12 protein-coding genes are annotated in these 14581 nt (G+C 50.1%); 6 read left to right on the plus strand and 6 right to left on the minus strand.

The genetic code is table 11. The features are described 5' to 3' along the window. Positions 1–281: 281 nt before the first annotated feature. Positions 282–1178: a tRNA (adenosine(37)-N6)-dimethylallyltransferase MiaA gene (gene miaA, locus MJZ25_15350; GenBank protein ID MCQ2125549.1), complete on the minus strand. Its 897-nt coding sequence runs from the start codon at positions 1176–1178 to the stop codon at positions 282–284. Positions 1179–1208: 30 nt separating this feature from the next. On the opposite strand from miaA, the gene MJZ25_15355 reads away from it, so the two are divergent. Both MJZ25_15355 and MJZ25_15360 read left to right on the plus strand, forming a co-directional pair. Further along, complete coding sequence (locus tag MJZ25_15355; GenBank protein ID MCQ2125550.1) at positions 1209–2315, plus strand: divergent polysaccharide deacetylase family protein; 1107 nt, start codon at positions 1209–1211, stop codon at positions 2313–2315. 12 nt (positions 2316–2327) lie between these two features. Beyond that, complete coding sequence (locus MJZ25_15360) at positions 2328–3062, plus strand: pyridoxine 5'-phosphate synthase (GenBank protein MCQ2125551.1); 735 nt, start codon at positions 2328–2330, stop codon at positions 3060–3062. 62 nt (positions 3063–3124) lie between these two features. Here the strand turns inward: MJZ25_15360 and truA are convergent, their stop codons facing one another. The 3 genes from truA to MJZ25_15375 form a co-directional block, all read right to left on the minus strand. Then, positions 3125–3877 (minus strand): tRNA pseudouridine(38-40) synthase TruA, encoded by a 753-nt coding sequence (gene truA, locus MJZ25_15365; protein ID MCQ2125552.1) that lies wholly within the window; start codon positions 3875–3877, stop codon positions 3125–3127. Between the two features lie 6 nt (positions 3878–3883). Next, on the minus strand, positions 3884–4855 hold the full coding sequence (locus MJZ25_15370) for a hypothetical protein (GenBank protein ID MCQ2125553.1): 972 nt from the start codon (positions 4853–4855) through the stop codon (positions 3884–3886). Between the two features lie 517 nt (positions 4856–5372). Beyond that, positions 5373–6722 carry a GGDEF domain-containing protein gene (locus MJZ25_15375; protein ID MCQ2125554.1) on the minus strand — a complete coding sequence of 450 codons (1350 nt, stop codon included), beginning with the start codon at positions 6720–6722 and terminating at the stop codon, positions 5373–5375. Between the two features lie 86 nt (positions 6723–6808). On the opposite strand from MJZ25_15375, the gene MJZ25_15380 reads away from it, so the two are divergent. After that, positions 6809–9394: a TIGR03960 family B12-binding radical SAM protein gene (locus MJZ25_15380; protein MCQ2125555.1), complete on the plus strand. Its 2586-nt coding sequence runs from the start codon at positions 6809–6811 to the stop codon at positions 9392–9394. Positions 9395–9573: 179 nt separating this feature from the next. Here MJZ25_15380 and MJZ25_15385 read toward each other — a convergent pair whose 3' ends face one another. Next, positions 9574–9786 carry a hypothetical protein gene (locus MJZ25_15385; protein ID MCQ2125556.1) on the minus strand — a complete coding sequence of 71 codons (213 nt, stop codon included), beginning with the start codon at positions 9784–9786 and terminating at the stop codon, positions 9574–9576. 114 nt (positions 9787–9900) lie between these two features. On the opposite strand from MJZ25_15385, the gene MJZ25_15390 reads away from it, so the two are divergent. From MJZ25_15390 to MJZ25_15400, 3 genes are all read left to right on the plus strand, one after another. Further along, entirely contained in the window at positions 9901–10698 is a 798-nt protein-coding gene (locus MJZ25_15390) for a TIGR00730 family Rossman fold protein (protein ID MCQ2125557.1), read from the plus strand. 62 nt (positions 10699–10760) lie between these two features. Next, complete coding sequence (locus MJZ25_15395; GenBank protein MCQ2125558.1) at positions 10761–11861, plus strand: protein kinase; 1101 nt, start codon at positions 10761–10763, stop codon at positions 11859–11861. Between the two features lie 19 nt (positions 11862–11880). Then, entirely contained in the window at positions 11881–13377 is a 1497-nt protein-coding gene (locus tag MJZ25_15400; protein ID MCQ2125559.1) for a hypothetical protein, read from the plus strand. Between the two features lie 112 nt (positions 13378–13489). Here MJZ25_15400 and MJZ25_15405 read toward each other — a convergent pair. Next, on the minus strand, positions 13490–14581 hold a 1092-nt coding region (locus MJZ25_15405), incomplete at its 5' end, for an Ig-like domain-containing protein (protein MCQ2125560.1).

Here is a 14581-nt window from a genome sequence, read left to right on the forward strand (position 1 = left end):
TAAGCACATCTCCGATTCCTTCAATCTTCCCGGCAGTCTCTCAGGATTGCCGTCCTGTTTCGTTCAGGCTTTTCAGCCGTCCCTCTCAGGAACGACGCCAATTATAGAATTTTCCAGAACCTTTGCAAGGGTAGTTTTTCACTTTTTTTCGCTTTTTTCGACGTTTTTTCCAAAAAACGGAAAAAAAACGGGTCATACGCAGCGAATCCCACTAGGAGTTCACAAACTATTCACAACTTTTTTCGGAGCCCAGTGAAAAATTTTCGGTAAATCGTTCACTTTTAACGAGTTAGGCCAGCAACGACCTGGTCAAAAGGACGTTTTTTTGCTTCAAGATCCACTGAAACGGACTCAATCTGCCATCTGAACCATGTCAACTGGCGTTTTGCGTAATTTCTGGTCTTCTTTTTGACGTCTTCTATGGTATTATCAACATCCGATTGGCTTTTTGCCTGCAATAATTCCCTATAACCAAGGCTCTGCCATGCGGGAGCATCCAGCGGAACAGTCTTCGCCAGCTGCAGACATTCATCAATCCAGCCATCTTTAATCATCTGGTCTACGCGGGCATCGATTCTTTTGTACAAATTATCACGATTGCGTTGAAGCCAGAATACAGGCAAAGCACCGATGCCGCCTTCACGTTCTTTTTGCAAGTCCGAAAGCTTGCGGCCCGTAGCACGGAACACTTCAAAAATTCGACAAATACGTTGTACGTTATTCGGTTCAACCTTCGACATCGCTTCAGGATCCACAGCGCATGCTTCCCTGTACAAGCAATCTGCACCACGTTCAGCAATAGTTTGTTCCAAATCCTTACGAATGTTGTCTGGAATTTCCGGAATGTTGGGCAACCCCAACATCAAAGACTGGAGGTAAAGTCCGGTACCACCAACAAGAATGAAATTCTTTTCCGGATTCTTGGTCACGAGATTTTTAGTTTGTCTGCAAAACTCCCCTGCCGAAAAAGATTCCGTCGGTTCAAGGAAATCCACAAGATGGTGCCTCACTCGCTGAATGCAATCTAGGCTTGGTTGAGCCGTGCCGATAGAAAAGCCTTTGTAGATCTGTCGAGAATCTACGCCAATAATTTCAGCACCATAATGGTCTGCAAGTTCCATGGACAAATTGGATTTACCAATTCCTGTAGCACCAACCAATGCAAATAAGATAGGCATGCCGTCAATGTAGTTATATTTACAACCAAGATGAAGAAATCAAAACACATAATTGCCATTATCATTGTATTGGTTATTATTATCGGGACAGCCGCAGTGCTCCTCCCTCGATTGGCCGATTCTGAATGGGCCAAAAAACTTGTTGCAGAAGAAGAAACTCCTGTAGAAAATGTCGTTGAGGAAGCTGCCGTAGACACAGTTCCCTTCAAGGAAAAACTTCAGCAGGAACTCCAGATTGTCCAATCCACTTACGTCAAAAGAAAAAAGAAGGACGTTTGGACTCTTGGCCGCGGTCAATCCATTATAACTTACTTGCTGCAAACCCAGCGTTTCGTAAAAAAGAAGGGCGGCAAGATTTTATTCATGGAAGAGTTGCACAACAACAATGTTTTGCAATCCGCCAATGTTGAAATTCTCCAGCCGGACAACGACACCTTGCGTGTAGAATTCCAGGTTTCCGAAAGCGTTTTCAGGGACGACGCCTCCGTCCTGGCTGTAGCTTTCCAGGTTACGAGCTTGAGCCCCGAACTGATTGCAGAATTAAACAAGTTGGATTATCCCTACAGTCTGCTTATTCCCCCATTCGGTATGCCCTCTGAATTCTATCCGAATCTGGACAAAGTAAAAAACGCCGAACTCGAATTGTGGCTCACCATGGAATCCACCAAGCTGAACAAGGTTCACAACAAGTTAAGACCTCTTCGCATTCACCACACCGAAGAGCAGATTCAGACTGTGATTGACGAAGCTAAGGTTCTGATTCCAAGAGCCAAGGGTGCCGTTTCCCGTTACGGAGAACAAGCCGTGGAGCACGAACAACTTCTCCAGGCGATCCTCTCCCCCGTCCAGAAGAACAACCTCTGGTTCATCGACGCAACCATGAACAGCAGATCCAAGGTTCCTCAGGCTTGTAAGACTTTGAATCTGAAGTGTGAATCTTCTTCCTACTACAATCCCGAAAACAGCGCCTTGGCCGACTACATCAAACAGCGTCTTCGCGACGCCCGTAAGCGTGGTCTCTCCACCATGTTCATTCCCTTGAACATGGAAAACCTTAATAAAGTAAAGGACCTTTCTGAAAAGGCGAAAAATCAGGGAACTAGCTTAGTATATTTATCTAAATTTATGGAATATTGATAAGGAGCCTGTATGACCGTAAAACTGGGTTTTAACGTAGACCATATCGCCACCCTCCGTGAAGCACGCAAAGTTTGCGAACCGGATCCCGTGGCAGCAGCAGTCATTGCAGAACTGGCCGGTTGCAACAGCATTTCCGTTCACCTGCGCGAAGACAAACGTCATATCCAGGACCGCGATGTCAAATTGCTCCGCGGTACTGTGACCACCAAGATGAATCTTGAAATGGCTCCTTCTCAGGAAATGGTTCAGATTGCCATCAACAACCAGCCGGACACCGTCACCTTGGTTCCGGAAATCCATACCGAGCTCGCCACCGAAGACGGCTTGAACGTTGCAGCAAAGGCTGCTGATCTTGTAAAGCCGGTCATCACCCTCAAGAGCAACGATATTTCCGTAGGCGTGTTTATCGATCCCGAAACCGAACAAGTCAAGGCTGCAAAGAAGATTGGCGCAGACTTCGTGGAATTCAACACCAACAAGTACGCCACATCCTGCACCCTCGGCAGCAAGGAAGAAATCGAACGTGAAATTTCCGCATTGCAGGACATGACCGTTCTCGCCCGTAAGTACGGTCTTCGCGTCAAGGCTGGCCGCGGCCTGAACTACAGGAACGTTGGTGCAATCGCTGCCATCGAAGGCATTGAAGAACTGGTCGTAGGCCACAGCATCATCTGCCGCGCCGTAATGATGGGCATGGACCGCGCCATCAAGGACATGGTGGACGCCATCCGTAACGCCGACTAATCTTCTGCTTCAGCACAATTTAAGCTTATAAAAGAAGCCTCCCTTCGGGGAGGCTTTTCTTTTTAATAATCCTTATATTCAACGTTCTGAAGGACCAGTCCCTGGGGAGGAGCCCAGGTTCGTTCGCCCTTGAAGTTCTTTTCAAAAATTTGGTTCACGGTACCCATAGGCAATTTACCACGGCCCACGTCAAACAAGGTTCCCACCATGGCTCGGACCTGACGGTGCAGAAAGCGATTTCCCTTGATATGGAACATGCAGCTCCAATCGTTCAAACGTTCCAGACGGAATTCTGTCAGGATGCAATCCGTGGGCTTGCCGTCGTTTCGAGGAATGCAGAAGTCGATAAAGTCATGATGACCAAGGAAGGATTCCGCTTCCTTTTCCATGGCATCGAGATCCAGATGCAGGGATCCACATTCCCAACCAAAGTCACGTTGCAGAGCCACCGGCCTGGTAAAGATGGTGTACTGGTAGTAGCGGCAAGTCGCATCGAATCGGGAATGGAAATCGTCGGCGCAACGTTCAAGATCGCGAATGCGGATCAAACGCTTTGTAAGGCCGTTAATGGAATTCACCGTCTTGAAGGTGTCAATTTCGCCGTCGTAGTCAAAGTGTACGCACTGGCCGCGGGCATGAACACCAGTATCCGTTCTACCGGATCCAGTAATGCGGATTGGCGTGCGAAGCGCAATGGAAAAAGCCTCTTCCAAAGCGGACTGGACCGTCACAAACTTCGTCTTGCCGCCCTCGTTCTGGGCCTGCCAGCCGTAGAAGGCGCTGCCAAGATATTCGCAGCGGAACCTATAGCGCATCGATGGTTAGTCCTGATTGTCGCGGATAACGGCTTCGACCTTATCCTGCGGGAGCTTCATGCGGGAAGCGATGATGGATGCAGGAACGCCGCGGCGGGAAAGCTGCAGGATCTTGCTCTTTTCAGAATTTTCCCTGTCGAAGCGGGTAATTTCAAGAGGACTGCTGCCCATAAGGCTAGGATCGCCAGTAGAATTGCGGCTCTGGGCGCGAAGCCTCATGGTTCGTTCGCGGGACAGGCCGCGGGGTGCACGAAGAACATCAGAAAGATTCTGCATTGCAGAAGTAATACGTTCCTTTGCAGTCGGACGAAGCGTAGGCTTGCTTGTGGGAACGCCGGTAAGAATCTTGTTTTCCGGAATACCGTTTTCATCTTCGAAGGCGATCTTCTGGTCAGTATCCGTGGAACGCTCCGTTGCCTGCTGAGCCATGGTTTCGCGCTTCTGGGCTGCATATTCTTCTGCATCGGCGATAATGGAACGCTTCTGCGGGCGGGGGCGGGAAATCAAAGTAGCGGCATCATCAAAGCCACCCTTCGGTTCCTTGAATCGTTCTGCCTTCACGGCCTCCATTCTCTGGGTAATGATTTCCTGACGGCGCTTCAAGAGCAAAACAAGAACGACAATGCAGATGACAATGGCAACTGCACCGCCAACAATCCAGATCAAAGTGTCAGAGGACATGGACTGGGGCTGGGCTTCAGCTTCAGGGGCAGTATTTTCGACACCACCCACAGGGCCATTGCGCATGGCAGAAAGAGTTTCCCAGGCGGCATCAAGTTCAGTACGAATAACAACTTGAGCGTCAGCATTACCCTGGGCATTCCAAAGTTCAATTTCCAAGGAATCAATCTTGGCGCGAGCTTCCAAATAAGCATCGGCGTCAAAAGAGGATCTAGATCCAGAAAAGTCAAGAGCAAGATATGCGACCAAGGCGGAGGCCAGCACAAACAATACTGCAGGAGCAACAAATTTCTTCATATGGCGCAATTTAGCAAAAACGGAAGAATTTGATAATAAGGGTATTGATTAAAAGCGCCCTTTTAGGAGGATGGTTCCCGCAGCCAGGGAAAAGTGACCGTCATCACAGGTGTGATGGGCGTTACAATCCGTCTTGTGATATTCACAACACTTGTTTTAAAGATTTCAACAAAACCCTACACAAGGACATTTTAATTGGTATCTTTGTGTTCAAGAACTCTTTGTTCTCCTCCTAACCCCCAAAAAAACATCCCGGCGTCAGTCGGGGTGTTTTTCTTATATGTACAAAGGGCGGGGGCACTCCCCCGCCCTTTGGATTCCCACCCCTGTGACGCGTAATGGGCGGAGGCACTCCCCCGCCCTTTGGATTCCCACCCCTGTGACGCGTAATGGGCGGAGGCACTCCCCCGCCCTTTGGATTCCCACCCCTGTGACGCGTAATGGGCGGGGCACGAAAAAAGGTCCCACGAGGGGACCTTTTGAAATTTTCTTATCCGGAGGGGCAAAGCTCGACGCACTACATGTTTGCCAGGACGTCGGCAAGAATCACACGGTTTGCGCCAGCCTGGATTGCGTAATTCATGGAAGCTTCGGCAGTGTAGAAGAGGGACAGGCCATCGGCCGCATGAACCGGCATTACGGAAACACCCATGCTCAAAGTCGTAGACAGGATTCCATCGCCATAGGCGATCTGGAGCTGAGAAATTTCGTTGCGGATCTTTTCAGCACGCTGGCGGGTAATCTGCAAGTCTGCACCCGGCAGAATCACGCAGAACACATCCCCATCGTAACGACATGGAATATCTTCGTTGCGGATATAGCCCGGAAGGCGCTGACCCAATTCCCAGAGGAGCTGTTCCACAGCATGGCGGCCGCGGTTCTGCTGAATTTCCTGAGCGGCATCCGGATAAATCATGATGAGACCGATAGGAGTCTTGTGGCGTGTTGCAGCAAAGACTTCGCGGGTCAAGGATTCTTCTGCATAGCGTCGATTGAACAAGCCCGTCAAGGAATCACGAATGCTATGTTGTTCGTAACGGATATTCAAGTTCTGGTTTGCAATGTACAAACCAAAGGTCGTTGCAAACACGCTAACCTTGGCAAGCCAATCTTCCTGAGATTCGTTATCCGGCAATACATCGGTCTGAATAGAGAAAATACCAAAGTGTTCATCAATGCCTTCAACAGGGGCGCAGAAAGAAATGCCCTGAGGGTGATGATGCAAGTGAGTACAGCCGCCCTTGAGGTTGGGGTTGGAGTAATCAGACACAACAATATCCCCGGCATTGAAGCTGGCGCATTCACTGGGACGAATCACATCATCGCTAATGACCTGGTTGCCAAAGGCAATGATCTTGTGAAGGTCCGTCTGGGTTCCTGCATACATATAAAGAACGCCAGAAGCATTGGGAAACAGCAGAGGAAGCAACTTTTCGATAGTCTTGAGAGCTTCCGGGAAAGGACGATTCTTGAGAATGCACTTGGAGTAGGCCTTCCAGGCATCCATGGGGAATCCCACCTTGACAGCATCTTCGGTTGCATGGGCCAAAGCTTCCTTGGCGGACATGGCACCCTTCGGCAGAGGAGGTTCTTCAACAGGGACATCCGGCTCAGCCATGGTAGGAATGCTGGAGGTGATTTCCATCTTGGAAGCCTTTAGTTCGTTCAAGGCTTCGTTAAATTCAACTTCCGTATTCTCAATCTTCTTTTTGCAAAGAGTGAACAGGACAAAACCAAGGACTGCACCCCAGGCACCGACAAAAATAAACTTGCCACTCAGGGAAATGGTAGCCTCGGGAACAAAGAAGGATACCGCTACTCCAGCAACAAAGGCAAGAAGCCACAGAAGAAAAGAAAACATTGTCATGCTGTTAATTTACTTATTTATGAATAAACTGGCAGAAAATTTTTGTTTAAACACGACTGTTTCCATAGATTTCTAAATTTAAGTCCATGACAATTCTCGAAAAAATCGCCCTTGCCCTCCCCGCCGTTGAATCCCCCGCCCGCTACATGGGTGGCGAAGCCAACAGCGTGGTTAAAGATCACAGCCAGATGCTTTGCCGCATGGCCTTTGTGTTCCCCGATAAGTACGAAATCGGCATGAGCAACAACGGCATCCGTATCCTGTACCATGTGATCAACAAGGAACCGGACCTGCTTTGCGAAGTGAGTTTCGCTCCCTGGGAAGACATGGCGAAGGAAATGGAGAAGTACGACATTCCTCTTTACAGCTATGCCAGCTACACTCCAGTTCGAGATTTTGAAGTCCTGGGCATGACGCTCCAGACCGAATTGAACTTTACCAACGTGCCTTACGTTCTGGACTTGGCCCGAGTTTGCACTTGGAGCAAGGACCGTAAGGAAGATGATCCCATCGTGGTGGCCGGCGGCCCCGCCATGGCAAACCCGGAACCGGTGGCGGACTTCTTTGACGCCTTCATGATCGGCGACGGCGAAGACATGATTGTGAAGTTCCTGCGCTGTGTTGGCGAGGGCCGCAAGGCAGGACTCCCCCGCAAGCAAATTCTGGAAAACCTGTCCAAGATTGACGGCGTGTACGTTCCCAGCCTTACGCCTACGATTGTCAACGAATTTGGCGATGTGGTTCCCGCAGAACCTGCCACTGGTCCTTACGAAAAGACCAATGGCGTTCGCCGCCAGTTCATTCCCGTAATGGACCGCAAGAACTACCCCATCAAGAACCTGATTGCAAACATGCAGCTGGTCCACAACCGCTTCAGCGTGGAAGTCATGCGCGGTTGCGCCCAGGGGTGCCGTTTCTGCCAGGCAGGCATCTGGTACCGTCCCTGCCGCGAATTGGATCCGGACGACGTTCTTGAAATCGCCAAGGAAGGCATCCAGGCCACAGGCGAACGCGAACTTGGCCTGCTCTCCCTTTCAACCGCAGACTACAAGCCGGTGGAAGGCCTTACCGACTCCATCATCGACGACCCGTTCTTCGACACCGTGGACGTGAGCCTCCCCTCCATCCGCGTGAACGCCTTCGGCGAAACTCTGGCTCAGAAGATTTCTGCATTGAAGGGCGGCCGTAGCGCCACCTTCGCTCCTGAAACAGGTTCTGAACGTATCCGCAAGATGATCAACAAGACCATCAGCGACCAGGACATGTACAACGCTGCAGAACACGCTTTCTCCAGCGGTTTCAACAAGATCAAGCTTTACACCATGATCGGTTTCCCCACCGAAAATCTGGAAGATATGGAAGCCTTCTGCGGACTCATCGAAAACCTGGTGAAGATTGGCCGCAAGTATCTACGCGGTTGCCAAATTGCAGTCTCCATGGGTATTCTTATTCCCAAGTCCTTCACGGGCCTTCAGTGGGCCCCCTTCATGGACAAGGAAACCGCTCTCAAGCACATCCGCTTTGTCCGCGAAAGATTCTTCAAGCACCCCAACGTAAAGGTGAACTGGGCTGGCTGGGAAATGAGCCATCTGGAAGCCGTCTACAGCCGCGGCGATCGTCGTCTGGCTCCCGTGATTTACGAAGCTTACAAGCAGGGGCTCACCTTCGAAAGCGACGCCTACCGTTTCGATTACGACAAGTGGCTACAGGTCTGGGAAAAGTGCGGCTACGACACTACTTGGGTGTACCGCACCCGCGAAAAGGAAGAAGTGTTCCCCTGGGACTTCATTCACGCCGGCACCACCAAGCAGTACCTCCGTCGCGAATGGGAAAAGGCCTTCAAGGAAGACTCCGCTCCCGTTCCCAACTGCAAGTGGGGCGACTGCCAGAAGTGCGGCATTCCGGGCTTCGGCGCAGAAATCCATTTGGCAAACGACCCGGTACGCCACAAGGCCCCTAGCCGCACTCCCGAAGAAATCAAGAAGCTGGTGGCAGATCGCCGCCCCAAGCAGAAGGACTGCTTCAGCTACAAGATCACCTTCAAGAAGACAGGCCTCAGCCGTTTCCTGCCCCATCACAACATGCTGAGCTTCTTCGAACGTACCTTCCTCTGCGCAGGCATTCCCATCAAGTTCAGCGAAGGCTTCAGCCCCAAGCCCCGCATCGTGAACATGGGCGCATTGCCCCTGGGTCTTGAAACCTACTGCGAAATCATCAGCGTGGAACTTCTGAAGCCTCTGGATATTTCCAAGGAAGGCCTGCCGGAAACCATGAAGAAACTTTCCGCCCCCTTCCCCCGCGGCATGGAAATCGTGAACATCGAGCCTTTGACCGACAAGCTTTCCAAGCACTTCCCCAAGGCAATGGTCTACAGCTATACCGCCGACGACATGGATGACGCTCAGGCACAGAACATTCGCGAGCAGTTCAGCGTCAAGAACCTTCCCGTAGTACTCAACCACCGCGGCCAGGAAATCAACCTGAACGAACATATTCTGGATCTACAGATTCAGGGCAAGACCATCCTCGTGAAGGCAAAGTGCAACGATCAAGGCGGCACCGCAAGCCCCTTCAGCATTTACGCAGGTCTTCTCGGCAAGGAATACGATCCTAAGAAAGTTGATGACGAAACCAGAAAGTTCCTAATCAAGAAAATCGCCATGGACTTTTAACCTGGCTAAATAAAATTAAAGCCGCTCCGAAAGGGGCGGCTAATTTCTTATAAAAACGGAACGTGTGCAAAACACGATCCGTCGCACTCGCCTTGCGTATTATCAACGCCTTCGGCGTTAATACTTCGGCTCAGCCATAGAAATGTGCAAGCACATTTCTGCGGCATTCGCCTTGCGTATTATTCCGCAGGCAGGATAATTTCGATGTGGCTGGTGCTCACGTTCAGGAAGTGGGTACGGAACAAGTCATGCTCGTTCTTGTCGCTCACCTTCACCTGAGTCACAGCAATAAAGTCCTTGTTTTCGCGGATGTAGTCGGTAAGACGTTCATCGCGGAGGGTGTCAATTTCACCCGTAATAATAAAACTGTCGGTCCAAATCTTTACTAGCATGCCTTAAATATAAAGTTTTTTCCAACTTGCAAGAAGATAAACAACATTTTTTTGTTGTTTAATTGGATTTTAAGTGTATTTTACAAAAGTAATCTTTAGCAAAGGAGTTTTATTATGGCAACGAAAAAGCAGCTCCATCCTGAAATTGGAAAAATGATGTACCACAACGCCGAATTCATGGACAGCGACATCGGCCGTCCTCTTCGCGTTCTCTCCGAATTTTTAGGTCCCCACCAGGTTTTTGAACAAGAAGACGTTAAGAACACCATCGTTTTCTTCGGTTCCGCACGCACCTTGCCCATGAAGGAAATCCAGAAGCGCAAGAAAGCCTGCAAGAACAAGAAGGAACTGGCTCGTCTCAAGTCCCTGGAACTGGTAGCCGAATACTACGACGCTGCCCGCGAACTTGGCGCAAAACTTGGCAAGTGGGCCAACAAGCGTAAAGAAGGCTACGCCATCATGACTGGCGGTGGCCCGGGCATCATGGAAGCTGGCAACCGTGGCGCAAACGATATCGGCATTCCGTCTATCGGCCTCAACATCAAGCTGCCCTTTGAACAGCACCCGAATCCGTACATCGACGACGAATTGAACCTGCAGTTCCGCTATTTCTTTGTTCGTAAGTACTGGTTCCTAAAGATGGCCAAGGCATTGGTTGTCTTCCCCGGTGGTTTCGGCACCTTGGACGAAATGTTCGAAATGCTGACCTTGATTCAGACCAACAAGTACGCTCAGGAAATGCCTGTGGTTGTTTACGGTTCCTCCTTCTGGAAGAAAGTGGTGAACTGGGAATACCTGGCAGAAACCGGTATGATCAACAAGGAGGACCTGGACCTGTTCCACTTCAGCGATTCCGTAGAAGATGCTTACAAATACATTACGGAAACCATTGAAAAGAACGAATCCAAGTAGTCACTAACAATATTCAAAAAACGGCCCTGCGAACACAGGGTCGTTTTATCTATTTTTGAACCATGATTCGAAACTTTTTTGCAGAAACATTGGATCGCGTCTCCCGCAACCTGTCCCTCCGTCCCGACTACAGCATGGAGGAATACCAACGTTGGTTTGACCAGAATCCGGAATTTCTTCACAATGAATCTGTAAGAAAGATCCAGTTGACCGAGCCTCTGGCGCTGGAAGGTACGAACAACTTGTTCCGTGCCAAGTACTGGCTTGAGCAGCCCGGCAGCGAAGAGCATTTGGCAGAACAGGAAATCGTTGTCAAGATTTGCAAATACTGGGCAAAGCCGGGCAAGAACCGCATTCACCGTTTGAACGCCTTGCTCAGCGCCTTCCAGGACGAAATTCGAATCAACAACTTGATCCACGCCACCAATATCGAAGGCGTGGTACAGAGCATGGGCGGTGGCATCGCAGGCCGTCACCCGTACCTGAAGATGGAATTCATCAAGGGTTGCTCCCTGGACAAGACCTTCAAGACAAAACTGAGCGACGACGATGTACTTCATCGTATCGCACAGCTGGCCTACCTGGCAAACACCATCAGTCAGCTGCACTATTATCAAGTCGTCCATAAGGATCTGAAACCCAAGAACCTCCTGCTTTGTCAAAACCCGCAGCACAAGAACAACCACAAGATTCTTATCTGCGACTTCGGCTACGCCCAGGCAAAGATGCGTGAAACAGTCACCGAATACGGCGGCATGATGACTCCTTGCTACAGCGCTCCGGAACAGGCCATCATGGGAGAAAACCTTTCTTCTTCCGTAGATTATTTCAGCTTCGGCATCATTGTTCACGAATACCTTACCGGCGAAAAACTGTTCCCGAAACTTATGGACATTTTTGTTGAAGACGGCAACCGGGTTACAGACCGCTATTTGGAGCACCTGAAGACAGGTCGCGAAAACCGTTTCCACGACCCTCGTTTCCCGGAACTTTCCAAGTGGATCGACCAGCTGACAGTCTTCGACAGTTTCGAACGAATGCAGCAGTGTCCCAACTTGTTCGACATTGCCCACAAGCTGCGAGAAGAAGTCAACGCCCAGGGATACCGTGATGTAAACACAGATTTCCTTTGGAATCAATTAGGTGAGTACGGACGTCGCTAAAAGTGATTATATTCAAAGCATGTCTGATTCACAAAACGCTTTTAAGAAATTTCTCGTAACTGCCAAGGCTTTTTTCAAGCGCGTCAATCGTTATTTGAAGCCGTCCCATTACATTGTTCTAGTTCTTATTTTAGGGCTAGGCGTTTTCAACGCCGTTACCGCACTATCTCCGCAAATGAAACAGAACAGTCGCGAAAAGAACATTGTTCGCACGTTCAATCAATGGTGGAATGAATCTGGTGCAGAACAGTTCAGCGCCGTAGGCCTTGAACCCACAGAACAAATCAAGTCCGAAGAATTCGCCCGCTATCGCGAAAGATACCTTTCCCAAAATCCGACCTACATCATTGAGGACCGGGTTCAGGAAATGCGTTCCCAGTATCGCAACTGGTGGGAAACACAAGGCGGACGCGACGCCTACATGCAGGAACACCAGAATTTCATGCCCACCGAGGCTGATTACCAACGTGAGCTCGACAAATGGATTGACAAGTACACTGACAAGTTTGTCCGCTACAACATGGCCTTCGTTCCCAAGCAAGGCCGCTACGAACGTTTGTTCACCAGCTGGATGCTCTTCCCCAGCGCACTTAGCTTCCTGATTTTCGCAGGATTCTTCTTCTTCGCATTCTACCGTTTGCAGCCCCGCTGGCAGATGTATTTCATCGCAGGCTTCGCTGCACTTCTGGCCGTATGCGGAGGCATCCTGGTGGACTTCCTCTGCGGTACAAGTTTCTTCGACCACTACAATACAGAACGCTATATGGGCATGAGCCTTGCCCTTTGCTTCATGCTGGGAGCTACAGCATTCGCCCCCCGCAAGGAACTGGCACCGCAATGGGTAACGGCAGTCGCCATCGCAGGTCTTTTCCTGGACATGATCGTCAACTGGTGCGTTAACCCGGGAATCTTCGGAGCAGTCACCATTCTTTCTCCCGTTTGCTTCGGCCTTGGCGCCCTTGCCGGACTTAAGATTGAAACACGCCACAAGACAAGAGCTGAAGTTCTGGCAGAAAACCTGGAAACACGTCTTCGCGAAAATGCAAGCCGAAATCCCTTGGCCGAACGCAAGGCCAAGACCCGCAGCATGATCGAAGAAGGTTTCAAGGTATTCAAGGCTGGTGAAGTCAACAACGCACAACGCATGCTTAGCCAAGGTCTTTCTTCCCTTCTACAGGAACATCCCGTAGACACCCCCACGGTGGTGAACGTGGCCAAGAAACTGACTACCATGTACATCGATTTCTCCAGCAATCAGTGGTTGGAATGGGGCGAAATTGCAAAAACAAAGAACTCGCCCGAAGCAGCCATTCTTCTTCTGAAGAAAGGTCTCTCCGAAGAAAAGGACGCCAACTTTGCCCGCCGCGCATTGTACACCTTGGGTGAAGTCTGTGTCAATAACAATATCGAAAAGGAAGACGGCCTCAACAGGCTGAGAAAAGTCATCGAAATGAACGGAAACGACATTCTGGCAAAGCAGGCAAAGCGCATGCTGGAAATGCACGAATCCAACTAAATCATTCAACAAGTTCAATTCAACGCGGTCCAAAAGACTGCGTTCTTTTTCATCATAAAAAGGCCGACTCTTCTTGAGTCAGCCTTTTGAAATAAGTGAGAGAGAATAAAACTTACTTGCCCTGAACGTACTTGCGGATCACACTTCCGTTCTTTGCAAGTTCCACCACGATTACGCGGGCGGCAGGCATCGAGGCAGGCTTGCGGGCACCAGAAAACAACGCACGACCTTGCATATCGAAAATGCGGTAGAGTGCAGGTTCCGTTTCAAGGGAGCTGGCCATAGCCAAACGAATAGAAGTTGTTTCACTACTGCTTGAACTCGGATTGATTTCGCCAGAAGAACTGGAGCCGGCAACAGCCTCTTCGGAGGAGCTTGACGCAGGAGCAATTTCACCCTCGACTTCAAAGGTCACGAATTCAGACATCTGGGTAAGACCATTATTATCAGTAACCACAGCCACTGCAGAGTAAACTCCCGGAGCAAATTCCTTGGCCGTCACCTGATAAGGAGATGCGGTTGCAGAACCAACCAAAGCGTTGCCCACATAGAAATCCACTTTCTTCACATCAGCACCGTCCTTCTTGGCGTCAGCCTTCAAAGTCACGCCAGCCGTCGCATCAAACTTGGAACCAGCAGCAGGAGCAGTCATGACCACCGTGGCAGCCTTGGGACTCTGTCCAAACGCCTGGTTGTATTCCGGCATCTTGCCGTAACGGCCGCCTACACCTGTAAGTTTCGGAAGATCCGTGGGAATACTAGCCACACTGCGCTTTTCCCAGGAATAGGAGGGATTGAAGGTTTCTGCCTGAGGAACGCCCTGAATTACAGAGACTTTGTTGGATTCGTCCGTATAGCGATGTTGCTGTTTCGTATTGTCAAAAGTAACTCCGCTATAGTAGACGTAGCCATTTACACCCCATTCAGCCAGGTAGCCATTGCCATTCTTGATGTAGCTGTTTTCGTAGCGGACGTAAGCCTTTGCCGTAGAGCTATGACCGTTGGCACCCGCAATGAAGAAGCGGTTTCCGTCTACCAGCTGGTTATAGATGTGAACCTGAGAACCATTAACTTCGCCAGTAACCTTGGGAACGCGGCCATAGGAATTGTGCCAGTAGTTGTTGGCGTAAGTCAGATGGGCGTCTTCCACAAGGGCCATGTAAGGATCGGTGCCCCAGCAGTTGTATTCGTTGGCGCCATCCAG

The organism is Fibrobacter sp., from assembly GCA_024399065.1.
Lineage (GTDB): Bacteria > Fibrobacterota > Fibrobacteria > Fibrobacterales > Fibrobacteraceae > Fibrobacter.